The sequence below is a fragment of the Pseudoalteromonas aquimarina genome (genome assembly GCF_049257255.1).
Lineage (GTDB): Bacteria > Pseudomonadota > Gammaproteobacteria > Enterobacterales > Alteromonadaceae > Pseudoalteromonas.
Map to the genome: position 1 here is coordinate 282,349 of NZ_JBMMUG010000003.1, position 25,144 is coordinate 307,492.

The following is a 25,144-nucleotide window of genomic DNA, read 5'->3' on the forward strand; positions in this document are numbered from 1 at the left end:
TTTGCGTTATTAGCGAAGTAAGTATAGTTAATTAAACAGAATTACTAGCAAAAATTGAAAAATAGACAACAATTTAAATGTTGATGTTTACGAATAAATAATCAGCAAAGTTAATCTACTAGGAATAACAGGCGTGATGAAACTAATAAACAATTTAAGCATAAACAAAAAGATTCATTTAATCACAGGGTTAACAGTTATTTTGCTGCTTGCAATTTTGACTGTCAGCCGCAGTACAATGGTAGATAACGAAAAATCAATTAACGAAATCTCTTCCGTTAGTTATGAAGTAGTTAAGTATGCCACTGCCAACAAATATTTAGTTCAAAAATTAGATGAACTCTACACTCAATCAGTTACCTTTGGTGATGAAGAGCTAATAGGTAAGGCTGATGAAACAGGCAAATTAATTCAACAAAACTTAGATCAGCTTGCAAGGCTCTCTCCTGAGGATGTCAGTAGCCGAGATATGAAACTGTTAGAGGCATACAGCAAAATAGCCAAAGAAATAGCTTCTGGCATGATAGCAGGTACTGCAGATTTTTCTAAAATTCAACAGCAAGCTCAAGAAAAAACAGCAAAATACGAGGAGCTCGTTGGGCATTTTGATGCTTTTCAGAGAAAATCGGATGAACGCTTTCAAGCACTTATTAGTGATACTTTAGAGCGCTCTAGTGATGCACTAGGGGTAACCATTGGCATTATTGCTGTCGCCATTATTATATCAACTTTGCTCGCCATCTTTATTGCGCAAGCTATCAGCCAGTCGGCGAAAGATGTCGCTTCGTCTTTAGAGCAGCTTGCCAATGGTGGTGGTAGTTTAAGCAGTAAATTAGAGGTGCGAAGCGAGGATGAAATTGGTCAAGTATCGCAAAATTTCAATGGCTTTATTTCACTGCTAAAAGATTCAGTTGAAAATGTGGTTTCGGTTGTAAGCCCTTTAATGGAAAACTCAACGCGCTTGGTGCAGGGCATGGAGCGAGCTGAAAATGCAACAAACCAGCAATCTCATGATGCAGAAATAGTGCGCCAATCAATGGAAGAAATGAAACTGAGTGTGGGTGATATTTCTAATTCTGCTGCAAGTGCAGCGGAAGCTGCGCGAAGCGCTGAAAAAGAAGTTGAAGTAAGTACAAGGCAGATTGAATCATCTGTTACCGAATCAAACGCACTTCGAGATGAAATCGAAGCTGCATCTGGCACTATAGATCAACTAGCGAATGATACACAAAACGTGGGTCAAATCTTAAATGTTATTACCTCTATTGCAGAGCAAACTAACTTACTCGCACTCAATGCTGCTATTGAAGCTGCGCGTGCTGGTGAGCAAGGTCGCGGTTTCGCTGTGGTGGCTGATGAAGTTCGAGAGCTTGCATCACGTACTGCAAAATCTACAAATGAGATACGCGACTTACTTAATGTGTTAACTGCAGCTGCAAATGAGTCAGTAACAGCAATGAACTCAGCAATGGAAAAAGCCAAGTTAAATTCTGATAATGCCGAAAAAACGGGCGAGTCTATTCGTAAAATTGCCGAACAAATATTGGCGATTAATGGTATGAACGCTCAAATAGCAACGGCCACAGAAGAGCAAACCTCTGTTGCCTCCATTGTTGTTGATAATGTGTCAAATATGCATTCATCGTTTGAATCAACATTGAACTCGCTTGAACAAGTCCGAAATGTGGCAACTAATTTACATGACTTATCAGATAAATTACTTGATGCTACATCGCGCTTTAACTTGTAATCGCTACGTTTAAATCTTTGGGTTTAGCACAAAATGGATTTTGTGCTTGTTTTCTTATCTCAATCCAAACACTTGCAGCTCAAAAAAACTATTGCTGAGGATGTAGTAAACTATACTCGTGCTTAAGCAAACCGTACTTCAAATCATTGCACCACTTGTCATTAATACGATAGTTATCGCGCAATTTTCCTTCTAACTTAAACCCAAGAGCTGTTAATAAACAACTAGATGCTTCATTTCCCTCAGTCACAGTAGCGTTTAATTTATGGTATTTACACTCATTAAAAGCAAACTCCGTCATTTTGAGTGTGGATTCTTTGCCGTAGCCTAAACCGTGAAATTCGGGGTCAATTAAAAAGCCTAGTTCTGCTTGCTTAAATGGCTGCCACTGAGATAAAAAACCGGTTACGCCGATGGGCTTTAAACTCGATTTTTCAATCATTACAAGTGTTAGCCAGTTATTATGCTCTTTTTGCCAATGCCCCAATCGTTCATTAAAACGTTGTTTAATTTTCTCATTTGAAGGCAAATCTGCAACAAAGCGCATCACATCAGGTAATTGATGTAAGTGAGCAAAAAAATCATAATCAGTGAGTGAAATTGGTCTAAAAAGTAAGCGAGAGGTTTCAAATTCCATTTTAACGATTTGTTTAATTGTAAGTTCTCCAGTTTAATTGCCTCTGAAGGTAAAAGCTAGATGAGCTTTAGAAGGTATTAATAATCACAACTCTAGGAAATGCTATATGCAAAAAATGGCTATTTTCATAGAAGATGAATACATTCTTTGATTGTATCGGTCTACAATATATGTGTTGTAAACTGTTTTAAAGGCGCGTTATGCGAACATTTTTATTCAACGGTATGCTGATAATGCTCACAGCGGTTTCTATTACAGCATATGGCAAGAATAAATTAACGTATTGTTATGAAAACAAGCCAGTTCTTCCCCATTTTTATGGCTCTGGTCCAGATGTGCCAGCTGAAAACCCAGGTCCCGCAATCGAAATAATGCAACAGCTAGAGCGCCTTACGCAGCAAGTTGAAATTAGTTATGTACGTTTTCCTTGGAAGCGTTGCCTTAATGATTTATCGCTTGGTAAGGTTGATGCGGTGGTTGGTCGTTACCACCCATTACGAGAGCAAATTGCGCAGTATCCAAAAAAAGAAGATGGAAATTTAGATAATGTACGTAGTTTTTCAATTTCTTCATCTTGCTTAGTTTATAAAGAGAATGAAATAGTTTGGGATGGCACAAATTTAGTTTTTAAAAAACCTATGAATATGTCGGTACCCAATGGCTATGGTGTAATAAGTGATATGCGCTTGAAAGGATTTGATATTTATCAAGTTCCATCAATAGCCAAAGCGCACGAGTTGCTTTTTAAAGGGCGGGTTAATGTGTCCTTAACCAATTGCCAAATGGAAAAGTTGCCCAAAGGGTTTATTGAAAATACCATTCCAATAAATGAGAGTATCGGTTACTTAATATTTAGCCATCAATACTATGCGAAGCAACCTAATATAGCCCATAGCTTATGGGATAACTTGGCTAAAATTAATGCGTTAGAGTATTACGAAAAATATTTTAAAATGGCGCTATCAGCCGAATTGTCTGGCGCATCAACAGTAGCTGACAAGTAAAAAAAAAGCGGGTTTCCCCGCTTCAACTTTCCCCAGATAAACTTGTTAGTAATTAGCGTTTTCTCAGCCTTACTTTTTGCACTACAGTGCCTTTTTCATCAATAACAAAGAGATGATCAGTCTTTGGTAACTTTACTACATCAGCAATCAAGTTTCGCTTTTTCTTAATTAAAGTCACGCGATCACTATTCAGTAGGCTCGCTTGATGTTCGCATTCGGTGTAATCTTTTTGGCGAGAACCTACTTTTACTTGCCCTAAACACATCACCACAACAGGTGCAGGCGAATTATCGGTACGGCGTAATATATCCCTTAATAAAAACTCATTGCCAGAGTCCCACACCAGTAAATAAAAAGGTTGGTCTTTAAATTGTTCGTAATTTATTTTCTCTCGCTTAAATGTTTCGCCAAATTCAGCTGGAATATTAACGCCCACATCAAGCTTTTGCGCGAGCGCAGTGTTCGAAAAAATCAGTAAACAAAGTAAAGATACAAAATATTTCATAAAAACAGCCTTGTAGTAAATGAAAGACTATTTTTACAAACAAATATAAGCGAAATATGTGATGTTTATTTTATTGTGTGTTTATTTGTTACATTTTGTTTTTACTCATAAAAATATTTTTTAGCCTCTTTTTCAAACCTTTTTGAATATCCTTTCGACTAACTATAAAACAATCTTTACTCAACAGGATTTATTATGGATATGAAAAAAATTGCGACATTAATTATAAGTGCAAGCGTATTAACCGCTTGCGCAATTGCAAATGCAAGCTCAGATGAAACGAGCATTGCAAAAAATGAACAATTAAAAATCTACGTTTTTGATGGCTGTAAGGCAGTTGACGAAATCGTCATGACTCAGACGCAAATCGAAGCCTATAACGCAATGAAAGCGGATGAGATGACACTTAAAGAGCTTGAAAAGCCATTGAAAGAAATGGATAAAGCGCTTGCAAAACATGAAGCTGCGCTGGATAACTTGTCTGGTGAAATGGTGATAGAAGAGAATGATGAAGTGATTGTTAATAAAAAGCTGATAAAGCAACATGAAAAAATCGCACAAGAGATGGAAGCAGTGGTTCGTAGTCATCAAAAAGATATCGATGCGGTTGAACTGCATGCCCGTCATTTCGAAAAAACAGCGCGAAAGTTTGAAAAAGCAATTAAGCCGTCAATTAGTAAATACGGTGAGCACAATATTCAAGTTAGCATAGGCAAAAAGAATATTGATTGGCAATGTGAAGCATAACCCTTTTCCAACCCTTTAAATGCCCCTAACGGGGCTTTTTGTTGATTATTATTTATGTTCAAATTAAAAGTGTTGTTAAATTCTGATGGTGTAATTTATCGAAGTAATGCGACTAAATTTGATAGGTGAGTTAAAAAATGTGTTCTACATTCGTCTTTTACTTTAATACCAAAGACAATAAATGACAGGTGGCATTTATCCTTACTTTTACATTACAAATTAAGTTAAACTTATGAACAACGTCTTGATGTGTAAGCCCTTAATTTGACACCACAGCACCATTTAAAAACCATTCTTAATAATTACTATGCGCTCAGTGAAAGTGCCTTTGAAGTGTATCAAAATTGCACCCAACTACGTTCGCTCAAAAAAGGGCAAACTCTCTACGCTATAGGAGAGACTCCTAACCACTTTGCCTTTTTACACAAGGGGCTAATGCGAGCATATGTTATTGATGAACAGGGTAATGAGTTTAACAAAACGTTTTTTGCTGAAGGTCGTTTTCCAGGCAGTATGTCAGCGTTATTGAAAAATACCCCTAGCTTTATGGCCGTTGATGCATTAGAAGATTGCCAAATTCTAGAGATAGATTTTAAAAAGTTTAGAGAAGCGCTTTTTAAAAACAATGAACTAATGGCATTTCATATCAATTACCTTGAAACCCATTGGTTACTTGAAAAAGAGCCAAAAGAAATTGGTTACCTGCAATTTGAGGCTAAACAACGTTATTTGCAGTTTTTAGTTGATTACAAACACATTGTTAGTCGATTAGCGCAATACCATATCGCCAGCTATCTCGGCATTACGCCAACACAACTGAGCAGAATTAAAAAAGATTTAAAATAATTTTGGTTCATCAACATATGTAAATGAGGTTAAACCGCAAAGTCATTAATCTTGTCTTATCAACTTTGAATGAGGCAAACATAATGGATTTTATAAATTCGCTAAACTGGCGCTATGCCGTAAACAAATTCTCAACTGAATTACTTTCTAACGAGCAACTCCAGCCGCTAATCGATAGTGTACATTTAAGTGCAAGTTCATACGGTATGCAGCCGTATGAGCTAATAATCATAAGTAGCGAAAAATTAAAGCAAGCATTACTGCCTTATAGCTACGGGCAAAACAAAATTGCCGAGTGTTCCCACTTATTCGTGTTGGCAAATCGTGTAATGACAACTGCAGCAGATGTTGATTTATACATTCAACAATTAGCCAATAACCAAGGCATAGATGCCAGCAAGTTAGCTGGATATCAAAATACAATTAGTAACCATTTATTATCGCTGTCTGCTAGCGAGCAAGCGCAGTGGAGTGCAAACCAATGTTATATTGCGCTTGGTAAACTTCTAAGTTCTGCCGCAATTAATCAAATCGATACTTGCCCAATGACAGGTTTTGATAATGTCGGTTTTAATCATGTTTTAGGATTAAGTGAACGTGGACTAAACGCTGAAATAATATGCCCTGTTGGTGTTCGCAGCTCAGAAGATCACACAGCGTATCGCAGTAAATTCAGACGGCCGCAAGACCAGATGGTGAGTTTATTATGAATATGCTTTGGTCATTGGCTTTTGCAGCGGGCAGCTGTATTGCCATTCAAGCTGCGATGAATGCGCGCTTAGGACAACTATTAAAAAGCCCTTGGTTGGCAACAAGTTATGCATTTTTAACCAGTTTTATCTTGGTTTCGCTGGTACTTTTGCTAATCAATGCAAAAACGCTTTCAGTCACTTTACAAAATGTCCAACTGAGTAATATACCTTGGTACTTATGGGGGTCATGTGTATTAAGTGTTTTGGGTGTAGGTAGCATGTATTGGCTGATACCCAAAATGGGCGTAGGCAATTTAATGAGTTACGCCCTAACCGGGCAAATTATCTTCGCTATGCTAATTAGCCATTTTGGCTTATTTGAAAGCCCGCAAAAACTGATTACGACGACAAAAGCGCTGGGAGCAATGCTTTTAGTCGCGGGCATTATTTTAATAAACAAGGATTAAAGATGACAAACTTGCAAAGAAACTTAGCCAATTTAAATGCCTTTTGGTTAGCTTTTGCCAATACGCAAGAAAATGGTGTACAACGTCATATCGCTTGGCCTAACAAAGTATGGCAAAGTGATTTTAAGACACTTGATGAGACCTCTTGGCAAGGCAATGTGTGTGTCACAACATTACCGACAGTTCTACAAAAAAAGAATATAAGCAACAGCCTAATTGCTATGACGTTGCAAACTTCAAAATTATCCGGTAGTAAAAGCGAAAGTATCGAAATAATATCCACTCTTGAACAACTAAAGAAATGGGCATTAACGTGTGCAGAGGCTTTTGGTTATGAAATTGATTACAGAGCACTTGAGCCACTTTTAACAAATAGCGATGCCAAGATTTTTGCTTTTATTGACCAAGGAAAAATTGCCGGTACAGCAATCGCCTATATTTCCAATGGTACTTTAGGTATTCACCAAGTTGGCGTGCCAGCATGTAACCAAGGAAAAGGTATTGGTAAGGCCCTAATGCAACATTTACTTTGGTTTGCAGGGCAACAAAATTGTGACCTAATAAGTTTGCAGGCCTCACAAGCTGGCCTGCCAATGTATTTGGCAATGGGGTTTACAGAGCAGGGTACTTGCTATCACTTAAAACAAAGTAACTAGGTGTATTTATCTCAATCCAATTGTATTTAGCTTTTCGCCAAGCTAGAGTAAAAATGCTCATATTAAAAAATACAAAAACGATAAACTATGATTGATTTACGAAGTGATACGGTAACGAAACCCTGCGCCCAAATGCGTCAAGTTATGGCTGCTGCAGAAGTTGGTGACGATGTATTTGGTGACGACCCAACGGTAAATGCGTTGCAGCAAAAAGCCGCAGAATTAACCGGCCATGAGGCTGCATTATTTGCCCCAAGTGGCACGCAAAGTAATTTACTAGCTCTACTCGCACATTGCCAACGTGGTGATGAGTACATTGTTGGTCAAGATGCTCATACTTATAAATATGAAGGTGGCGGTGCGGCAGTATTAGGTAGCATTCAGCCACAGCCAATAGAGTTCGAAAAAGACGGCAGCTTGTCACTCGAACTAGTCAAACGAAAAATTAAGCCGAACGATCACCATTACGCGCGCACGCGTCTATTATCGATTGAAAATACAGTATCGGGTAAGCCACTGCCAATGGCTTATTTATCTGATGCTCGCAAGTTTTGCGATGAACATGGTTTAGGTCTTCATTTAGATGGTGCGCGGGTCTTTAATGCAGCTGTGTATCATCAAGTTGCGGTTAAAGACATCACCTCAAAAATGGATTCAGTGTCTATTTGCCTGTCAAAAGGGCTTGGCACACCACTTGGCAGTGTATTGTGTGGCTCGAAGGAATTTATTCATGAGGCACATAAATGGCGTAAGATGCTTGGTGGCGGTATGCGCCAAGCTGGTATTGTTGCGGCTGCGGGGCTATATGCTTTAGAAAACAACATTTCACGCTTGGTTGAAGATCATGAAAATGCCGCTTGGTTGGCAAATGAATTAGCAAGCATTGAAGGTTTGAAGGTAATTAATCAATTTACCAATATGGTATTTGTAGAATATTTAGGTGAACTAACGGCCGCTGACTTTGCCAATAGATTATTCGAACAAGGCATTAATATTTGTGCTGGCGAGCAGATTCGTTTGGTATTGCATAAAGATATTTCTCGACAAGATTGTCAGACGGTAGTGGATACCATTAAACGCATCTTATAATTGTTAAAAATCTAGTTACTTAAAATCGGTTGTGATAAGTATTATTTCAATTAAAAGTCACAACCGAATCTCACTTTAGAAATAACTTCAATCTACAAGCTTTGCTAGCTAACTTCGCATAGTTATTTTTTTTAAAACTAAATCTGTTTTTTTAGGTGTTTTCAACATTTGATTGCTTGCGATAGTTGATGGGAGTAACGCCTGTGTGTTTTTTAAAGGCGCTATAAAACGCTGACTTAGAATTAAAGCCCGCATCCATCGCAATATCGAGTACCGTTTTATTGCTGTTTGTGAGTTCATTTTTAGCGTGTTTTACACGGTAGCCATTTACATAATCAAAAAAGTTAACGTCTAAACGCTCGTTCAATGTTTGAGAAATATAGTTGGATGAAGTATTGATACTTTTTGCAAGTACTGGCAATGACAAGGCGGCGTTTAAATAGATTTGCTCTTGCTGCATTGCGTTTTCCAATTTGTTTGCAATGTGTTGTAAATTGTCTTGAGTTAATGCCGAAGTTTTATATTTGTTTTGCTTTACTGACAACAGAGTAGGTTCATCATCTTTACTAATGTCATCAAATACTTCTTCAAACCCTGGCTTTTGGCGAAGCGCCCAAGTCGCTAAAAACATTACTGCAATCAGTAATAATAAACTAGAAAAGGGCGTATACATTTCACTTGGGAACAGCAAATTATTGAGTGTTAAATTGACGGCAAATAATCCCCAAGGAATACCTACTAAAAGTGCTAGCGCTGTAAGCCAACCCATTTCTTTTTGTGCTGTTGTAGCAAAAATGTCTTTTAAATGCGCGCGGTAGCGGTTTAAGCGAACAATAGTTTTAACCACATAAAATGCTGATTGTATAACCCAGCCAATAACCAATAAAAAGGTGATAATCAACCCAGCATACACACTATACCGCAAGATGGGTGATGCGCTTTCAAGCACCGCATCATCACCGTCAACCAAAAGCCCATGTTGAATCTCGTTAGGTAAAACTAATGTAAAAAGTGAAATAAATAGTCCGATTACAGGCAAAGCAAAATGCCATTTGTCGTGTTTGGTAAGCGTCCATTTTGATTCTGCTGTAAGGCTTTTAATGTAAAACCAAAAGCTTGGGGCGATCATTAATAATGCAGGTAACGATACGATAAGTTGCGTTTGCCGCCACTCGGGCGCGAGCAATCTTAAGCTGGGTTGGCATATCACAATTGCAATGGCAATAAAGCAGCAAGAAAGGGAAGTATAGCCGAAATTTTGGCCTTTTTTAGTAATAAGTAAACTTGCGTTAAAGCCTAATAAGGTTAGGGTTGCAATGTTAATCGCAAATAAGTACATCTCAGATGGTTGCAAATTAAATCCTTTTATTTCTTTATAAACAATATCTTATTTATTTTTGTTGTTTTTTTCTGGTTCTGCTCAACAGATTAGAACGATATTGCTTTAGGTATTTTACATAATCGTTTCTAACTTAACTAGCGTATGGTGTAAGGATTAAAAAATGACATACCAAAATGCAATGATGATAGAACCAAATGAATTTAAAACACCGTTTAACTGGGCTGGCGTTAGCTTTTTACTCTTTATGATAGGTATTCCTGCAATACCAGCAGTATTTATTGTTGCTTTAGTTGTAATGGGTAGTGGTGTTGATTCGCCACTCAGTGAAATGATTAACGCGCGCTATTTTGAAATGCCACTTGTGATTATTTGCCATGGCGTATCAGGTATTGTGTTTTTTTTAACAATGCCATTTCAGTTTTCACCAAAGCTAAGACAAACAAAACCGCGCTATCATAAAATTAATGGCTACTTTGCTTTTATTTCTGCGTGTGTGATGGCGGCGTCTGGCGTGTGGATGCATCATGTATTTTCGCCTAATGAATTTGGCGCGCGCTATGTGAGTTTGGTGATAGTTGCGATAGCGATTTTCTTAACGTTTGTTATTGCTGTTAAGTATGCAATTAAAAAGGATTTCAAACAGCATCAGCGTTGGGTGTATTTTGCAGCAGCTGCTAGTTTAGCGGTTGTTAGCCCACTATTCTTAGAAATTATTGCGATGCTAATGGGTAATGTGGGAGCTGAACTTATGCACGGTTATGGGCGTTTAATCGGCTTGGTTTTGAATCTTCAAATTGCGCATTGGTTATTTAAAAAGAACCATAGCTAGCGATGAATTTGTGTACCTTGAGGTATTTCATTTAAGCGAAATGAAGATGTTTAGAGATGAGCACTAATGCGGGAAGAAACATCAACTAAAGCACTTTAGAAAAAAGCCAGTAACACGGTTACTGGCTTTTTAGGCTGAAATTTATTGGGCTGATTTTTACTGAACTAGGCTAATGATCAGATTAAATGCAGATTCTTTATCGTGAGCGGTCTCGGCATGTAAAATAAGTTGCTCACCCAGGATTAATGTTTGCTGCTGTACTTGCAGTCGTGCAGCATCATCTTCAATACCATCAATATCTGACACATGGGCAAGGCCAATGGTGCGGCGAACAAGCTCAGTGCCGGCAAAACCAAGTGCATCTTTAATGATTTGGTTTACAAAATACTCTGCATAGCCTGGTGCCTGAAGCGATAAATCACGGGTTTGCTCTTTAGCAAGTGACAGCCACGTTTCTGCAAATTCGTTGATCACTTGCTGAATCGTCGTCAGCAAGTAGGTTTGCATTTGGCGGCGTTTTGGAATTTCACTAATACGGGCATTTTGCGCACAATAATTAAGTAAAAAGTTACCAATGAACGAGCCTAAATCAAAACCAATTGGGCCAAAAAAACCAAACTCAGGGTCGATCACCTTAGTTGATTGCGCATCAACAAAAATACTACCTGAATGCACATCACCGTGTAATAAGCTTTGTGGCGACGATAAAAATAGCTGCTTTAATTTAGCCACTTTAATGTGAAGTTCGGTGTTTTGCTGAAGCTTCTCTACCTCACCTTCAAGTGTCGCCGGGTAGTTATTGCGCAGAGAGGTGCGGTACGGATCATCAAAGAATAAGTCTTCAGTGATGGCGCACAGCTCAGGGTTTGTGAACTCAATGACCAAGGCTTTCTTTTCTGCAGGTGTTAAGTAAAAATCTGAGTAATAGAAGCTGGTGGTTGCCAGGTAGTTTGCAAGTTGGCTGCCTAAATTTGGAAAGGTTTTTGCCTGGTTTAGTTCGCCACGCAAAATCGCCATATGGCCTAAATCTTCCAAAATGGTTACTGCAAGTTCGGTGTTTTTGTGCAGCACTTTTGCGGTATACGGTTCGCACACCGCACCATGTTTTTCAAGTACCGCCGCTTCAATTCGCGCTCTATCAAGGGTTAAAGGCCACGACTCACCAACACAACGGGCATAAGGTAATGCCTGCTTTAAAATAATGCTGTTACCGTTTTCATCAGCAATGCGAAAGACTAAATTGAGATTGCCATCACCAAACTCATTACAAGTTAATTGTGCATTTGGGGCAAAAAATTCGTTTAACTGTGCAACATAGTTAAGTGCACGCTCATTATCAAAAGCAATATAGTCAGCCATGGTGTTCGCTATTCAAAAATACAGATAATTACGGAATTCTATACTGATGAATGTTTAGATGTCTATACTTCTTTGTGTCTTAGTGTAAAATGAGCGCGTTAATAGTTTGGAGTTTCACAGCATGCAAAATTTGCTCGCGCGCAGTCTTAAATATCAAGGCGGACAGTTATTCGTTTTAGATCAGTACCTTTTACCACATCAGCAGCATTGGCATGTGTGTAACAGTGTGGCTGAGATGCAAGAATTGATTTTGACATTAAAAGTGCGTGGGGCGCCGCTAATTGGTTTAGCTGCAACCCTGCTAGTTGCCCATTTAGCAGAGCAAGGTGTATCTCATAGCCAACTTGCCGAAGCAATAAATGATTTAGAGGCAACGCGTCCAACCGCGGTTAATTTAATGCATTGCATGAAACGTATGCGCCAAGCATTAGCTCAAGACAATTTTGTTGATGTTTTGGTAGCAACTGCCGAGCAGCTATTTAATGAAGATATTGCGCTGTGTGAATCCATGGCAAGCCTAGGTGCAGCGCTTGTAAAACCAGGTGATAATATTTTAACTCACTGCAATACGGGTGCATTAGCAACAGCAGGGGTGGGTACGGCACTGGGTGTAATACACCACGCCCATCAAAAATACGGTGATATTCATGTTTGGGTGGATGAAACACGCCCATTACTGCAAGGCGGTCGTTTAACGGCATTTGAGCTTGAAAGTTGGCAAATTCCGTACACCCTTATTTGTGACAATATGGCCGCAAGTTTAATGGCTGCGGGTAAAGTAGATAAGATTTTTGTGGGTGCAGATCGCATTGCAGCTAATGGTGATTTCGCCAATAAAGTTGGTACCTATAATTTAGCTGTGCTGGCACATTTTCATAATGTAGAGTTTTATGTGGTTGCGCCAATCACCACCTTAGATATTGACTGTGAAAGTGGCCAACATATCCCAATTGAAGAGCGTGCTGATGCTGAAGTAAAAGGTGTCAGTGGTAGCTTTGGTGAGTGCCAATGGGCACCAAACAATGCCAAGGTATTTAACCCTGCCTTTGATGTAACGCCAGCACAGCTGGTGACGGGTTGGGTACTTGATACGGGCGTTTACAATTTGCAGCAAGTAAAAGACGGCGCGTTAAAAGAGCTCTAAATATAAAAAGAGCACCATTCGGTGCTCTTTTTAATTTTTTCTAATCCAAGATTGGAAACTCATTGGCAATGTTGCTTTCGGTGCTTTGTGCCACCCAACCCGCTTCGTTATTGAAAAAACGAATTGCGGTAAACTCAGGATCGCTGCCCATATCAAACCAATGCTTAGTGTTAGCCGGCACTGAAATTAAATCACCTTGCTGGCAAAGCACTTGATACACTTTATCGTCTAAATGCAGGCAGAATAAACCTTGGCCTTTGACAAAAAAGCGTACTTCGTCTTCGCTATGCGTATGCTCAAATAGAAACTTCTGTCTTAATTCAGCTGCCGCTGGATTACCTTTAGCGAGTGAAATAACATCCACCGTTTGGTAGCCGCCGTCGTGCTGCACACGTTTAATATCGGCGTCATAGGCGTTTAAAATATCATCTGAACTGTGGCTTGCGTCAATTTCAAATGCTGCTTGCCAGTTCTCAAATACCACACCTACTTGATTAAGTTGTTGCTGAATTTCAGTAAAGTTTTCGCTCTGTAGCAGCGCGCTTACTGCATCGTCGTGACGGTAAATAGTTAGTTTGCTCATACAAATAATGCTTCATCAAATTGGTTGAAATCGTCAATTGCTGGGTGTTGGTCGCTTTTTTCTTGGTTATCACGCCATAACTGCAAGGTGTGCATGCCCGCACTTTTAGCGGCATCAAGCTCTTCAACGATGTCGCTTAAAAACAACACCTCAGAGCCAGCAAAACCAATCTTTTCTAGAATATTGGTGTACGAACTTGCGTCTTTTTTACCGCCAACATGAGTATCAAAATAATCGCTGAACAGTGGGCGAATATCACCATAGTCAGAATGTTCAAACAACAAATGCTGTGCTTTTACCGAGCCAGACGAATAAACAAAAAGGCTCATGCCCGCGTCTTTTTGCTGGTTTAAAAAGGCATAGGCGTCTGGGTAAATATGACCTGTGAAATCACCTTGTTGATAACCCGTTTGCCAGATTAGTCCTTGCAGTTGTTTAAGTGGGGTAATTTTTTGATCCGTTGCAATCCAATGTTGCAGCGCATCTATGACCTCAGTAAGACTGGCATCTGGCTTAGCAATTTCCGCTTTTACTGCATCAATTTGCGTTTTTACCGTGGCATCGCTTTGGTTTTCTTCAACAAACGCAGCAATATGTTTTGCCGCATACGGAAATAAAATATCTTTTACAAATGAAATGCGGGTAATTGTGCCTTCAATGTCGGTAATGATGGCTTTAATCATAGTGATGACTCCAACTTAATGCGCTCAAGCTCGCATGCGAATAAAAACTCCAACCCTTCAATGTGGCGACGTGTTTCAGCCACACTGTTGCCCATAGCATATAAACCATGACCGCGAATAAGCACACCGTGAATCACTGGCTCTTGTTGGTGGCGTTTTGCAACAAGCTCTGCCAAGCGGTCAATATCTTGGTCATTATCAAAAATGGCAATAGTAAGTGTACTTTCATGACTGGTGATACCGCGTAATGACTTTTGCATTTCATAGCCATGAATTGCCAAGGTATCACCTTTTATAAAACGCGATAACACAGTCGCGGCCACAGAGTGGGTATGTAATACACATTCAGTGGTTGGCTGAAGTTGGTACAATTTTAAATGAAGTGATGTTTCGGCAGATGGCTTTCCTTGACCTTTGCAAATTGCGCCTTGCTGATCGAGCTCTAAAAAGTGTTCAGGGGCAAGATATCCTTTATCATGGCCACTTGCGGTCACAACAAATCCCGTGTCTGTTTTAATTGAAAAATTACCACCAGTTGCCGGTACCCAGCCTTTATCGCTGACCCAACGACCCGCTTCAATCAATGCACTTTTTGCGGCATCATTATGCATAATAGGTTACTCGAAAATATAAATTAAAAACATTTAGACGGCTATACATCCGTTTTGGGCAATGATAGCATCGCTTTTGTCAAAGCACCATCAAGATTAGAGGTATCGTGTGCAAAGTAAATTACCAAATTTAGGCGTCAGTATTTTTTCGCAAATGACCGCATTGGCAAATGAGCACCAAGCGCTTAATTTATCACAAGGTTTTCCTGAGTTTGATACGCCTGAAGCGCTAAAAAGCAAACTTAACTTTTACAGTGCACAAGGGTTTAACCAATATTCGCCATCCAGTGGTGTACCCGTATTACAACAGCAAATTGCCGATTTGGTATTGCGTAAATATGCTTTAACTATTTCACCAGAGGCATCGGTAACCGTTACATCAGGTGCAACAGAGGCGCTTTATGTCGCAATTCAAGCACTTGTAAGCCCAAATGATGAAGTGATTGTGTTTGACCCTGCGTATGATTCTTACCAGCCAGCGATTGAACTTGCCGGTGGTAAAGCGGTTCATATCGCGCTAACAGCGCCAAACTACCAAATAGATTGGCAGCAGGTCGCTAACGCAATTACCGATAAAACCAAAGCGATTATTATTAATTCGCCACATAACCCAAGTACTAAAACGCTAAAACAAACAGACATTAATGCGTTAAAGCTACTGCTTGAACAGCATGATCTGTACCTCATCAGCGATGAAGTTTACGAGCATATTTGCTTTGATGGTGCCACGCATTTAAGTGCGCTTGGCGATGACGCACTTTTTGCCCGCAGTTTTGTAATTTCGAGTTTTGGTAAAACCTTCCACTGCACAGGGTGGAAAATGGGTTACTGTGTTGCCCCTGAAAAGTTGATGGTGGAGTTCCGTAAAATTCACCAGTATGTAACGTTTTCTAGTTTTACACCTGCGCAACTGGCATTAGCCGATATGCTTAAAGAGCAGCCAAACCATGTTGATGAATTAAGCGCGTTTTATCAGCACAAGCGCGATGTGTTAACTAATGCATTAGCAGATAGTCGTTTTACACTGTTACCAAGTGAAGGTACCTATTTTTTACTGCTTGATTACTCCGCCATCTCAGAGTTAGATGATGTGGCATTTTGCGAATATTTAGTAAAAGAAGTGGGTGTTGCTGCTATTCCGCTTAGCGTATTTTATGAAAATGCCCCTGGCGATCGTGTGATTCGTTTATGTTTTGCAAAGGAAGACGCCACTTTAATCGCTGCTGCGGAGAAGTTATGCCAGCTATAAATAACAGCTTAAAAGTCGCCTTAGTGCAAAGTGATATTGCATGGCTTGACGTTACTAAAAATTTAAACACCTTAAGCGAACAACTGAGCAATCTAGGTTCGGTTGATTTAATTTTACTGCCTGAAACTTTTGCTACAGGTTTTGCCATTAATTTAGATGTGGCAGAGCCAAAGCAAGGGCCAATTTTAAATTGGATGTTGGCCCAAGCAAAACGCTTAAATGCGGTGGTGGCGGGTTCGGTGCTAGTGAGTCAGCAAGGTAAAAAAGCGAATCGCTTTTACTGGTGTTGGCCAAATGGCACGGTAGAATTTTACGATAAACGCCATCTGTTTTGTTTAGGCAACGAAGGTGATTTTGTAACTGCCGGTGTTGAGCGAAAAATCATTAGTATCAATGGGTTTAGGTTGTTGCCACAGGTATGCTACGACCTACGTTTTCCAGTATTTCAACGAAGTCGCAACGATTATGATGTGATGGTTAATGTGGCAAACTGGCCTGCTGCACGTCGTCGTATTTGGGATACCTTACTGCAAGCTAGAGCAATTGAAAATCAATGTTATGTGCTTGCTGCCAATCGTTTCGGCGATGATGGCAATGGTGTTGCGCATAATGGCGGTACTGCTGCCTATGATTTTACGGGTGAAACGCTCGTAGTCGCCGAGGATAACCATGCAGAAGTAATCACAGTTGAATTGACGAAATCGGCGTTAACAGAGTTTAAAGAAAAGTTTCCAGCCTATCTTGATGCGGACCAATTTACACTGCCTAATATCAAATAGACAAATTTAGCTTGGTTACTTCTCGCTAGGTAATGTTTGTTTTATTAAACCTAAAAGCTGTTTTACACGTAATAACTTAATAGCTCAAAACAGCTTAGGTGTTTAATGAAATCGTCTCTTGCAACTGGTTTGTTTGTTATGGCAGCAAACGCTCATGCTAATATAAATCTTAACCAACTTGAATGGATGGTGATAAACGACTCAGTAATGGGAGGCGTTTCCAGCAGCCGAGTTATTGTTGGTGATAACAACTTAACCTTTACGGGTGAGGTATCACTTGCCAACAATGGCGGTTTTGCATCATTTCGAGCGCCTATTTCGTTTGAAAATACCAATACAGATTTACTCAGCTTTAAGGTTGTGGGTGATGGCAAACAATACCAGCTGCGTCTGCGGGTAGATGGTCATTACGACGGCCCTGCGTTTGTTTATCACTTTAAAACCGAAGCAGGTAAAGAGCATAGCTTTAATTTAACAGAGCAAGACTTTGTTTTAATGTTTCGCGGTAGGCAATTTCATTCGGACTATCAACTTCGCTTTGACGATGTGCGCTCGGTTGGTTTTATGATTAGTGGCAAGCAATCAGGTAATTTTAATTTGCAAGTAACGCAAATTAAGTTGCAATACAAAGTTTAAGAAAAAGTTAGTGGTTAACATTTTGTTCAGTTTGTTTTTTGTACAATTCTTGCAACCTAAATAAATTGTTCTCCTTGGATTTGTTTAGGCTTTCCCCTATTGTTTTAATTTTTAAAACAATTTTGCCCACAAACCTTCTTTGTGGGCTTTTTTTGAATTCTAAACAAAGCTTTTAATTCTATCGCTGTAAAACGGTTGCTGTTGATTTAGCAGGATCTTTAATTAACTCTTCAAAATCTTTAATTAATAGTGGTTTAGATAATAAATAGCCTTGAATATCATCACACTGTGCTTCTTTTACATAATCGAGTTGCTCTTGATTTTCGACACCTTCAGCAGTTGTTTTTACTTTTAACGATTTTGCTAATGAGAAGATGTTTTCAAGCACGACTTTACCTTTTTCAGTTTTCATACCGAGTTTAATAAAGCTTTGGTCAATTTTAAGATGTTTGATTGGTAGCGATAATACGGTTTCTAAATTAGCGTTACCGGTGCCGTAATCATCAATCGCCACTTCGATACCCGCTTGTTCTAATCGCATCATATTAATTGCGGTTTTCTTGTAATCTTTTATTAAGCCATATTCTGTAACTTCAATTTCAAGATAATTATGAGGAATATCAAATTCACCCACTTTTTCAAAAATATAAGCGATAGTGGTTTGTTCAAATAAATGGCGAGCAGATAAGTTAATTGAAATAGGTACTATCGGTTTGCCAAGGGTTATCCATTCGCGAATTTGCTTGCACACGTTGTGAATCACATATCTGTCGACGATAGGCATTAGCCCTTTTTTTTCAGCAATAGGGATAAACTCTCCTGGGGAGATAAATTCTGAGTTGAGAGTCCAGCGAATTAAGGCTTCGGCTGATTTTACTTTTAACGAATTTGCATCAAACTTTGGTTGATATTGAAAATACAGCCCATCATTTTCAAGTGCACTGATCAGTTCTCTTTTAAGTGTGGTTTCCCGTTTCATATTTTTATGAAATTCAGGGTTAATATTTACCACTTTATTTACTTCGCCATCTGCACTGCGAAGGGATAACTCACATTGCTCGACAATTGAATCAAAATGATCAATTGAACTAAGCGAACTAACACAGCGATTAAACTTGGTTTTTAACACCATGTTTTCAATAATCAGCTCTTTATTTATTAGGCTGCGCATTTGTTTAATTTCTTCTTTACCGCCAGCGTTGTGGCAGATTAAAAATTTTGATGTGCCAAGGCGGGCAATTAACGCATTTTCTAATTCAATTTCTTTACATGCAGCGCTAAAGCTTTGCAAGTAGCCATCACCAATATGATGGCCATGAATATCATTAATGTCTCGCAAATACAGCAGCTCAATCACCGTCATTTGCATTGGAAAGTGCGCATTTTTAAGTTGTTGTTTAATGCCATTGGGGTTTAATAAGCCGGTGAGTTGGTCATGATAAGCTAAGTGTTCAATTGCTTTTTTATCTGCATGTGCTTTACTTCTGTCTCTGATAAAGGCTAAAAAATGGTTATCTTTGGCTGTTTCGTATCGAGAGATAATAATTTCTACAGGAAATACCGACCCATCCCTTCGCATCGCTTCCACATTACGAATTTTCTTTAATACAGACTCTAACTTTTGTGATTTTACAAACGCTTCGTGATGCGATTTTTGGTATTTTATAGGGATAAAAATGGCGATATTTCGACCTTTCAGCTCTTCTTTTGTGTCGTAGCCAAATAGTGCTAAACCGCTCTGATTAACATTGGTAATTGTGCCTTGTTCATTTGTTTCAATAATGGCATCGGGCGTTAAATCACTTATCAAATTGGCTAAGTTGTCTTTTTCGTGAAGCAATTCGTTAAGGTGTTCGTTAAATGCAAAAGAGTCATTTAATGTACAGGCGAGGGTGTAAAAAATGTCCTTTTCTTCTTTTACTCGTGCTTCTGTGTTGCCGTCATTAAAACGTGTAATTGCGGCGCAAAAGAGCTTTATTCGTTGAATATACCCAGTGCGCATCATGACAATATAAGCGGTTGAAAAAACCAAGAAAATAATTGTTGAAATAAGCGCAGTATATTGTACTTGCAATGAAAAATTATGTAGCTCTGGGTAAATATACTTTTGAATAATTAAGAAATGAGATGATTTTTTGTTACCTTTTTCAAGTACGGGGGCAGATATCAAGAGTAAGTCATTAGCTAGTAAATAATTAGCGTCGGTATTTAAAAAATTAAATGCAATGGTATCTATTTCAAGTAAGGGTTTATCCTCTTCAGCAATCGTATTTGAAGCAACAATAGTTCGGTCATTTGATACCACATAGGCGGATTTATAATCTTTTAATTCGGCGGTTAATGTGGCCCAATTTTTTACCTGTTCAATGTCACCATGGCTGAGATTCGATGCCATTAGCTCAGCCTGATGCTCAAGCAAAGCTTGTTCTTTTTCAACAATGTTTTTAATGGCAACTTTTTCTACAACGGTTAAAAAGAAAAGTACAATTAAGGCAAATGAAATTGCACTGCCAATTAGAATAAACGCCCAAGGTTTAATTTTCATTAAACACCTGCTTTGCGATGTGTGGGTTAATTAAGTTATTGCAGTGACATGGCTTATCTATCTTGCCTTGTTCTAATAAAACCGTGTTATAGCTTTTAATTAACAGCGCTTGCTTTTCGGTATTTTCAAGCCAATCCATTACAGCTTGGTCGTACAATAGGGTAATCTTGCTAAAGGTATCTTTTAATTGTTGCTCGCTTAAATTAAGGCGTTGATTTAATGAATTTATATAAGGGGTGATATCACCCACGATATGTTTAACTGTTTGATTATTCATTTTTAAAAAAGATAGTAAATGAGATTTTTTATCTGCTGACAGAGTTTTTTTATTTGTAATCAAAACATCAACGATTTCACCTGGGATTTGGCTACTATCAAACAATTGTATTGCGCCAGCATCAAGCAGTTTGCTGCTACTAGGATCAAAGGTGAATACAGCGTCTATTTCGTTATTTTTATAGGCTTGTACATGGCGGTTTGCTTCTAAATTGATCAAAGTAATGTCATCCATGCTAAGCGAATTTAGCTCTAAATAACGAGACAAAAAATACAAGCCTAAAGCGGACATTTCAGCGCCTACTCGCTTGCCTTTTAGGTCTTGTGCATGGGTAATGCTGGGTTTTGCCATTAAGGTATCTGCACCATTGGAATAATCGACTACCCAAATAACCACAATATCAAAACCGAGCGCTTTTATTTTAACAGCCTCATCTAATGTGACTGCTGCCACGTCTATGGACTCATTAATGATGCCATTGAGTACCTGCGATGCATTGCGATACTCTATTAATTTAATGTGCTTCATCACATCGGGGTATTTTTGGCGGGTGATATAAAATGGCTCGTAGCCTGGCCAAATATTTGTACCTATACGCAATGTAGGTGTATTTTGCTCATGGCAGGATGTTAAGAAGATCAAAGTGAATAATAAAAGTGTTAACCGTCTCATTGTGATCAATTTATATACTGATTTCTATGAGTTTAGTCACAAATAGTAATTTTGCAGTATTGGAGAATATTTATTGTGACGAAAGCGATTGTTTTGCAGCATTGCTTGAGCGGTGTTTTTGATGAAAGTTATTTCAGAAATAAAAAAAGGCGCAAACTGCGCCTTTGGTTTAGTGTAGCTTCACTCGTTATTTAATATCAAAACGGTCAAGTTGCATCACTTTAGTCCATGCTTTAACAAAGTCGTTTACAAAACGCTCTTTTGAATTATCAAACGCATATACTTCAGCAACAGCACGTAATTCTGATGATGAACCGAAGATTAAATCAACCGGTGTTGCTGTGTATTTTACAGCGCCAGTTTTACGATCTTTACCTTGGTACACATCGCCAGCTTTTTGCCACTGAGTGGACATATCAAGTAAGTTGACAAAAAAGTCATTGGTTAAAGTGTCTTTCTTATCTGTAAATACACCGTTGCTTGAGCCATCTGTATTGGTATTTAGCACGCGCATACCACCCACTAATACCGTCATTTCAGGCACAGTCAGAGCAAGCTGATCTGCTTTATCTACTAAAGCATCAGTTGGTGATTTGTAATAACCGTTTTCATAGTAGTTTCTAAAACCGTCAGCACTTGGTTTGAGTAACGAAAATGAATTTACATCAGTTTGTGCTTGGGTTGCATCACCACGTCCTGCAACAAATGGTACGCTTACTTTAACACCTGCATTTTTAGCTGCTTTTTCAACTGCTGCCGCGCCGCCAAGAACTATCATATCTGCAAGTGAAATTTTGCTGCGACCAAAAGTACGGCCGTTAAATTCATCTTTAATTTCAGTTAGTTTTGCAATTACTTTTGCAGTTTGTGCTGGGTTATTTACTTGCCAATCTTTTTGCGGTGCAAGTGCGATACGTGCACCATTTGCACCACCGCGCATATCAGAATCACGGTAGCTTGATGCAGACGCCCATGCTGTTGCTACTAGCTCTGAAATTGAAAGACCTGAATCTAAAATTTGTGCTTTTAGCTTTTTAACGTCTTTGTCACTTACTAGCTTGTAATCTGGCTTGTCGATAGGATCTTGCCAAATATGTGCTTGTTTTGGATATTCGTCACCTAGGTAATTATCAAGTGGTCCCATATCGCGGTGCGTTAATTTAAACCACGCTTTAGCAAATGCAAGGCGGTATTCTTCAGGATCAGCTAAGAAGCGCTCTGCAATTTTGCGGTATTCTGGGTCAAATTTTAACGCCAAATCTGCCGTATTCATCACAGGCGGGTTGAACTTACCTTTAACGTGCGCATCCGGAACTGATTTATGTAACGACTCATCGGTAGGTACCCAAATAATCGCACCAGCAGGGCTGCGAGATTGTTTCCACTCAAAATTTAGTAAGTTTGATAGGTATAGAGATGTCCACTTAGTTGGCGCTTGTGTCCACGCACCTTCTAAACCACTTGTAACTGTGTCTTCTGAATGGCCTTTACCGCATTTGTTTTTCCAGCCAAATCCTTGTTGCTCAATTGGCGCTGCACCCGGTTCTTTCTCTAAACATTTATTCGCTTTGTGAGCGCCGTGCATTTTACCAAAGGTGTGACCACCTGCGATAAGTGCAAGCGTTTCTTCGTCGTTCATTGCCATGCGCGCAAATGATTCGCGAATGTTTTTTGCCGAACCAAGTGGATCAGGTACGCCACCCGGCCCCTCAGGGTTGACGTAAATTAAGCCCATATGAACAGCAGCCAGTGGGCGCTTTAATTTACCGTCGCTATCGCGACGATCGCTTGCTAACATTTCAACTTCTGGTCCCCAATAAACCATATCAGGTTCCCAGTCATCATCACGACCTGCTGCAAAACCGTAAGTTTTAAAACCCATGTTTTCTAGCGCTACGTTACCTGCAAGTACAATTAAGTCACCCCAAGAGATAAGCTCACCGTATTTTTGTTTAACAGGCCACAGTAAGCGACGTGCTTTATCTAGGTTACCGTTATCTGGCCAGCTGTTTAATGGGTTGAAGCGTTGTTGACCGCCGCCCGCGCCACCACGACCATCAAGCGTACGGTAAGTGCCCGCGGCATGCCAAGTCATACGAATAAAAAATGGGCCATAGTTACCCCAATCGGCAGGCCACCATTCTTGTGAGTCAGTAAGCACCGAATCGATGTCTTTTTTAAGCGCATCCATATCAAGCTGTGTGAACGCTTTTTTATAATTAAAGTCTTCACCTAGCGGATTTGAGCGTGCATCGTGATCGCGAAGTGGCGTTAAATCGAGTTGGTTTGGCCACCAAAATAGGTTTGATTTTGCTTGGTTAGGCATCACTTTACCCATGCCAATCGCGCCTTTTGGCTTGCTCATCGTGTCTTTAGCAAATGCAGATGTTGCGCCTAAAGATAGTGCTACAACAGCTGCAATAGAAGTGTATTTTAATATCTGAACGGATTTCATTTTTGAATTCCCCTTATGATTTATGGGTGTATTAACGCAGCTAAGTATAGAAGGGAATTTAAATAACTAAATTTGATAATAACTAAGTTGATATTCGTTTTTTTAGATTGTTGTTATATCGACATTTTCCATGCCATATTGGCTGTTAAAACGCTAATCAAAAAAACATATGATCACCATCGGTATTTTTGAATTTAAGCTTAAACACTTGTTATTAAATTATTTTTTATTGTTTTATGGAGTTCGTGGTGTTACTTGCGGGAGTTGCTGTATAGCTATTTCATATAAATTGATTATTATTTAAAAAACATTCGATTTATAAGAATTATAATGATTTCACTGAAACAACTTCACTATGCCTTAGCCGTTGAAAAAACGCTGCATTTTAAAAAGGCCGCAGATAATTGCCATGTTTCGCAATCAACGCTCAGCACAGCGGTTCATGAGCTTGAAAAGCAATTAGGTGTGGCTATTTTTGAGCGCAACAATAAACATGTGTTTATTACCGATGAAGGCAAGTTAATTCTTGAAAAAGCCAAACGCATCAAACTTGAAGTGGACGAGTTAACACTGTTAGCAAAATCAAATAAAGCACCGCTTGCAAGCCCAATGACGATTGGCGTTATTCCGACAATTGGCCCTTTTTTACTGCCAAAAGTATTACCCAAAGTGCGCACTGAGTATAGCGACTTCAAACTTAAAATTGTTGAAGATCAATCGCATGTATTAGTAGAAAAGCTACGCGAAGGCGAACTCGATGCCGCTATATTGGCACTTCCATATGATATTGACGGTTTAATGGCATTTAACTTTTGGCAAGAAGATTTTTACTGGGTCAGTCACAAAGACGAATGTGCACTTAATTTAAGTGAAATCACCACCAATGAGTTTGATTTAGACAAATTAATGCTTTTAAAAGATGGGCATTGTTTAAAAGAGCATGCTTTGGCTGCATGTAAATTAGAAAATACCAATAACGAAAATCAGCTGGATTCAGCCAGTTTACATACTTTAATTCAAATGGTTGCAGGTAAATTAGGCACAACGTTAGTGCCGCATATGGCACTTGATCAACTTGTAAAAAATGAAGGTGAACTCACAGCCGTTCATTTAAATGAACCAGGGCCACATCGCACAATTGCACTGGTGGTGCGTCCTAATTATGTCAGAACTAACGATATTGTGTTATTGCAGCAGTTATTTGAGCATGAATTAAAAGACAAGTGTTATTGTGGTTAAAACAAAGTGTGATGTGCACTTTACAGAAATATTTTTGGTTATTTACCTTCGACACTGCAAAAACACGATTGATCCTGTATAACTAAATGAGCGTAGGTAACTTACTTACGCAAAAAGGTTTTAGTTATTAATAGATATAACAAAATAAATCACTATCAATGCATTTAATCGAAGTATGTGTGGTTCGATTACTTCAATTAAGAATGATCCCCTACATTCTTGCCTAGCATTATCTCGTAGGTAATTAGCAGCATGTGTATTTGTTATCTTTCATACATAGTTAATGTGTGGAACTGAATTAATTTTAAAAAATACCTTCATGAACCAGTCACATCTAATTAAGGAGAT

At 39.0% G+C, this 25,144-nt stretch carries 24 protein-coding genes; 14 read left to right on the forward strand and 10 right to left on the reverse strand.

Annotated features, from left to right (window positions below; genetic code table 11):
* Positions 1–136: 136 nt before the first annotated feature.
* Positions 137–1,750, forward strand: coding sequence for a methyl-accepting chemotaxis protein (locus tag AAEU29_RS09265; RefSeq protein ID WP_421973052.1), 1,614 nt, complete (start codon positions 137–139; stop codon positions 1,748–1,750).
* Positions 1,751–1,838: 88 nt separating this feature from the next.
* Here AAEU29_RS09265 and AAEU29_RS09270 read toward each other — a convergent pair whose 3' ends face one another.
* Complete coding sequence (locus tag AAEU29_RS09270; protein WP_421973053.1) at positions 1,839–2,387, reverse strand: GNAT family N-acetyltransferase; 549 nt, start codon at positions 2,385–2,387, stop codon at positions 1,839–1,841.
* A 200-nt stretch (positions 2,388–2,587) separates the two neighbouring features.
* On the opposite strand from AAEU29_RS09270, the gene AAEU29_RS09275 reads away from it, so the two are divergent.
* A complete protein-coding gene (locus tag AAEU29_RS09275) occupies positions 2,588–3,391 on the forward strand; it encodes a transporter substrate-binding domain-containing protein (RefSeq protein WP_421973054.1) in 804 nt (267 codons plus the stop codon).
* Between the two features lie 52 nt (positions 3,392–3,443).
* Here AAEU29_RS09275 and AAEU29_RS09280 read toward each other — a convergent pair whose 3' ends face one another.
* The gene (locus AAEU29_RS09280; protein WP_421973055.1) at positions 3,444–3,896 is read right to left on the reverse strand and encodes a hypothetical protein; all 453 of its coding nucleotides are present in this window, start codon (positions 3,894–3,896) and stop codon (positions 3,444–3,446) included.
* 195 nt (positions 3,897–4,091) lie between these two features.
* Here AAEU29_RS09280 and AAEU29_RS09285 point away from each other — a divergent pair, with 195 nt between their 5' ends.
* The 6 genes from AAEU29_RS09285 to ltaE all read left to right on the forward strand — a co-directional run bounded on the left by AAEU29_RS09285 (position 4,092) and on the right by ltaE (position 8,393).
* Positions 4,092–4,643: a hypothetical protein gene (locus AAEU29_RS09285; RefSeq protein WP_421973056.1), complete on the forward strand. Its 552-nt coding sequence runs from the start codon at positions 4,092–4,094 to the stop codon at positions 4,641–4,643.
* A 333-nt stretch (positions 4,644–4,976) separates the two neighbouring features.
* Positions 4,977–5,489: a Crp/Fnr family transcriptional regulator gene (locus tag AAEU29_RS09290; RefSeq protein WP_421973337.1), complete on the forward strand. Its 513-nt coding sequence runs from the start codon at positions 4,977–4,979 to the stop codon at positions 5,487–5,489.
* Between the two features lie 83 nt (positions 5,490–5,572).
* Positions 5,573–6,199, forward strand: a complete 627-nt coding sequence (locus AAEU29_RS09295; RefSeq protein ID WP_421973057.1) for a nitroreductase family protein — start codon at positions 5,573–5,575, stop codon at positions 6,197–6,199.
* The gene (locus AAEU29_RS09300) at positions 6,196–6,648 is read left to right on the forward strand and encodes a DMT family transporter (RefSeq protein ID WP_421973058.1); all 453 of its coding nucleotides are present in this window, start codon (positions 6,196–6,198) and stop codon (positions 6,646–6,648) included. Before AAEU29_RS09295 ends, AAEU29_RS09300 begins: the two co-directional genes overlap by 4 nt.
* A gap of 2 nt (positions 6,649–6,650) precedes the next feature.
* Positions 6,651–7,304: a GNAT family N-acetyltransferase gene (locus tag AAEU29_RS09305; protein WP_421973059.1), complete on the forward strand. Its 654-nt coding sequence runs from the start codon at positions 6,651–6,653 to the stop codon at positions 7,302–7,304.
* An 87-nt stretch (positions 7,305–7,391) separates the two neighbouring features.
* Complete coding sequence (ltaE, locus tag AAEU29_RS09310) at positions 7,392–8,393, forward strand: low-specificity L-threonine aldolase (protein ID WP_421973060.1); 1,002 nt, start codon at positions 7,392–7,394, stop codon at positions 8,391–8,393.
* A 151-nt stretch (positions 8,394–8,544) separates the two neighbouring features.
* Here the strand turns inward: ltaE and AAEU29_RS09315 are convergent, their stop codons facing one another.
* A complete protein-coding gene (locus AAEU29_RS09315) occupies positions 8,545–9,747 on the reverse strand; it encodes a helix-turn-helix domain-containing protein (protein ID WP_421973061.1) in 1,203 nt (400 codons plus the stop codon).
* A gap of 148 nt (positions 9,748–9,895) precedes the next feature.
* Between AAEU29_RS09315 and AAEU29_RS09320 the strand changes: the two genes are divergently transcribed.
* On the forward strand, positions 9,896–10,564 hold the full coding sequence (locus AAEU29_RS09320; RefSeq protein WP_421973062.1) for a DUF2306 domain-containing protein: 669 nt from the start codon (positions 9,896–9,898) through the stop codon (positions 10,562–10,564).
* A 156-nt stretch (positions 10,565–10,720) separates the two neighbouring features.
* On the opposite strand, the gene mtnK is transcribed toward AAEU29_RS09320, so the two are convergent.
* Positions 10,721–11,923, reverse strand: coding sequence for an S-methyl-5-thioribose kinase (gene mtnK, locus AAEU29_RS09325; RefSeq protein WP_421973063.1), 1,203 nt, complete (start codon positions 11,921–11,923; stop codon positions 10,721–10,723).
* 121 nt (positions 11,924–12,044) lie between these two features.
* On the opposite strand from mtnK, the gene mtnA reads away from it, so the two are divergent.
* A complete protein-coding gene (gene mtnA / locus AAEU29_RS09330; RefSeq protein ID WP_421973064.1) occupies positions 12,045–13,067 on the forward strand; it encodes an S-methyl-5-thioribose-1-phosphate isomerase in 1,023 nt (340 codons plus the stop codon).
* A gap of 40 nt (positions 13,068–13,107) precedes the next feature.
* On the opposite strand, the gene AAEU29_RS09335 is transcribed toward mtnA, so the two are convergent.
* From AAEU29_RS09335 to AAEU29_RS09345, 3 genes are read right to left on the reverse strand one after another with little or no spacing between them, the layout of a single operon-like run.
* A complete protein-coding gene (locus AAEU29_RS09335; RefSeq protein WP_421973065.1) occupies positions 13,108–13,650 on the reverse strand; it encodes a 1,2-dihydroxy-3-keto-5-methylthiopentene dioxygenase in 543 nt (180 codons plus the stop codon).
* A complete protein-coding gene (gene mtnC, locus AAEU29_RS09340) occupies positions 13,647–14,333 on the reverse strand; it encodes an acireductone synthase (protein ID WP_421973066.1) in 687 nt (228 codons plus the stop codon). Before mtnC ends, AAEU29_RS09335 begins: the two co-directional genes overlap by 4 nt.
* Positions 14,330–14,944, reverse strand: a complete 615-nt coding sequence (locus AAEU29_RS09345) for a methylthioribulose 1-phosphate dehydratase (protein WP_421973067.1) — start codon at positions 14,942–14,944, stop codon at positions 14,330–14,332. Before AAEU29_RS09345 ends, mtnC begins: the two co-directional genes overlap by 4 nt.
* 154 nt (positions 14,945–15,098) lie before the next feature.
* On the opposite strand from AAEU29_RS09345, the gene AAEU29_RS09350 reads away from it, so the two are divergent.
* From AAEU29_RS09350 to AAEU29_RS09360, 3 genes are all read left to right on the forward strand, one after another.
* The gene (locus AAEU29_RS09350) at positions 15,099–16,193 is read left to right on the forward strand and encodes a methionine aminotransferase (RefSeq protein ID WP_421973338.1); all 1,095 of its coding nucleotides are present in this window, start codon (positions 15,099–15,101) and stop codon (positions 16,191–16,193) included.
* On the forward strand, positions 16,181–16,972 hold the full coding sequence (locus AAEU29_RS09355) for an amidohydrolase (protein ID WP_421973068.1): 792 nt from the start codon (positions 16,181–16,183) through the stop codon (positions 16,970–16,972). Before AAEU29_RS09350 ends, AAEU29_RS09355 begins: the two co-directional genes overlap by 13 nt.
* Positions 16,973–17,077: 105 nt before the next feature.
* A complete protein-coding gene (locus AAEU29_RS09360) occupies positions 17,078–17,608 on the forward strand; it encodes a CIA30 family protein (RefSeq protein ID WP_421973069.1) in 531 nt (176 codons plus the stop codon).
* A 178-nt stretch (positions 17,609–17,786) separates the two neighbouring features.
* Here the strand turns inward: AAEU29_RS09360 and AAEU29_RS09365 are convergent, their stop codons facing one another.
* The 3 genes from AAEU29_RS09365 to katG form a co-directional block, all read right to left on the reverse strand.
* A complete protein-coding gene (locus AAEU29_RS09365; RefSeq protein WP_421973070.1) occupies positions 17,787–20,153 on the reverse strand; it encodes an EAL domain-containing protein in 2,367 nt (788 codons plus the stop codon).
* A complete protein-coding gene (locus tag AAEU29_RS09370; protein WP_421973071.1) occupies positions 20,143–21,102 on the reverse strand; it encodes an ABC transporter substrate-binding protein in 960 nt (319 codons plus the stop codon). Before AAEU29_RS09370 ends, AAEU29_RS09365 begins: the two co-directional genes overlap by 11 nt.
* Before the next feature lie 187 nt (positions 21,103–21,289).
* The gene (gene katG / locus AAEU29_RS09375) at positions 21,290–23,557 is read right to left on the reverse strand and encodes a catalase/peroxidase HPI (RefSeq protein ID WP_421973072.1); all 2,268 of its coding nucleotides are present in this window, start codon (positions 23,555–23,557) and stop codon (positions 21,290–21,292) included.
* A gap of 330 nt (positions 23,558–23,887) precedes the next feature.
* Between katG and AAEU29_RS09380 the strand changes: the two genes are divergently transcribed.
* The gene (locus tag AAEU29_RS09380) at positions 23,888–24,796 is read left to right on the forward strand and encodes a hydrogen peroxide-inducible genes activator (protein WP_421973073.1); all 909 of its coding nucleotides are present in this window, start codon (positions 23,888–23,890) and stop codon (positions 24,794–24,796) included.
* The last annotated feature ends 348 nt before the right edge of the window (positions 24,797–25,144 follow it).

Bases quoted from the DNA above. Each gene is read 5' to 3' on its own strand.
- AAEU29_RS09265 (WP_421973052.1), top strand. From the start codon at position 137: ATGAAACTAATAAACAATTTAAGCATAAACAAAAAGATTCATTTAATC.
- AAEU29_RS09270 (WP_421973053.1), bottom strand. From the start codon at position 2,387: ATGGAATTTGAAACCTCTCGCTTACTTTTTAGACCAATTTCACTCACT.
- AAEU29_RS09275 (WP_421973054.1), top strand. From the start codon at position 2,588: ATGCGAACATTTTTATTCAACGGTATGCTGATAATGCTCACAGCGGTT.
- AAEU29_RS09280 (WP_421973055.1), bottom strand. From the start codon at position 3,896: ATGAAATATTTTGTATCTTTACTTTGTTTACTGATTTTTTCGAACACT.
- AAEU29_RS09285 (WP_421973056.1), top strand. From the start codon at position 4,092: ATGGATATGAAAAAAATTGCGACATTAATTATAAGTGCAAGCGTATTA.
- AAEU29_RS09295 (WP_421973057.1), top strand. From the start codon at position 5,573: ATGGATTTTATAAATTCGCTAAACTGGCGCTATGCCGTAAACAAATTC.
- AAEU29_RS09300 (WP_421973058.1), top strand. From the start codon at position 6,196: ATGAATATGCTTTGGTCATTGGCTTTTGCAGCGGGCAGCTGTATTGCC.
- AAEU29_RS09305 (WP_421973059.1), top strand. From the start codon at position 6,651: ATGACAAACTTGCAAAGAAACTTAGCCAATTTAAATGCCTTTTGGTTA.
- ltaE (WP_421973060.1), top strand. From the start codon at position 7,392: ATGATTGATTTACGAAGTGATACGGTAACGAAACCCTGCGCCCAAATG.
- AAEU29_RS09320 (WP_421973062.1), top strand. From the start codon at position 9,896: ATGACATACCAAAATGCAATGATGATAGAACCAAATGAATTTAAAACA.
- mtnK (WP_421973063.1), bottom strand. From the start codon at position 11,923: ATGGCTGACTATATTGCTTTTGATAATGAGCGTGCACTTAACTATGTT.
- mtnA (WP_421973064.1), top strand. From the start codon at position 12,045: ATGCAAAATTTGCTCGCGCGCAGTCTTAAATATCAAGGCGGACAGTTA.
- AAEU29_RS09335 (WP_421973065.1), bottom strand. From the start codon at position 13,650: ATGAGCAAACTAACTATTTACCGTCACGACGATGCAGTAAGCGCGCTG.
- mtnC (WP_421973066.1), bottom strand. From the start codon at position 14,333: ATGATTAAAGCCATCATTACCGACATTGAAGGCACAATTACCCGCATT.
- AAEU29_RS09345 (WP_421973067.1), bottom strand. From the start codon at position 14,944: ATGCATAATGATGCCGCAAAAAGTGCATTGATTGAAGCGGGTCGTTGG.
- AAEU29_RS09350 (WP_421973338.1), top strand. From the start codon at position 15,099: ATGACCGCATTGGCAAATGAGCACCAAGCGCTTAATTTATCACAAGGT.
- AAEU29_RS09355 (WP_421973068.1), top strand. From the start codon at position 16,181: ATGCCAGCTATAAATAACAGCTTAAAAGTCGCCTTAGTGCAAAGTGAT.
- AAEU29_RS09360 (WP_421973069.1), top strand. From the start codon at position 17,078: ATGAAATCGTCTCTTGCAACTGGTTTGTTTGTTATGGCAGCAAACGCT.
- AAEU29_RS09365 (WP_421973070.1), bottom strand. From the start codon at position 20,153: ATGAAAATTAAACCTTGGGCGTTTATTCTAATTGGCAGTGCAATTTCA.
- AAEU29_RS09370 (WP_421973071.1), bottom strand. From the start codon at position 21,102: ATGAGACGGTTAACACTTTTATTATTCACTTTGATCTTCTTAACATCC.
- katG (WP_421973072.1), bottom strand. From the start codon at position 23,557: ATGAAATCCGTTCAGATATTAAAATACACTTCTATTGCAGCTGTTGTA.
- AAEU29_RS09380 (WP_421973073.1), top strand. From the start codon at position 23,888: ATGATTTCACTGAAACAACTTCACTATGCCTTAGCCGTTGAAAAAACG.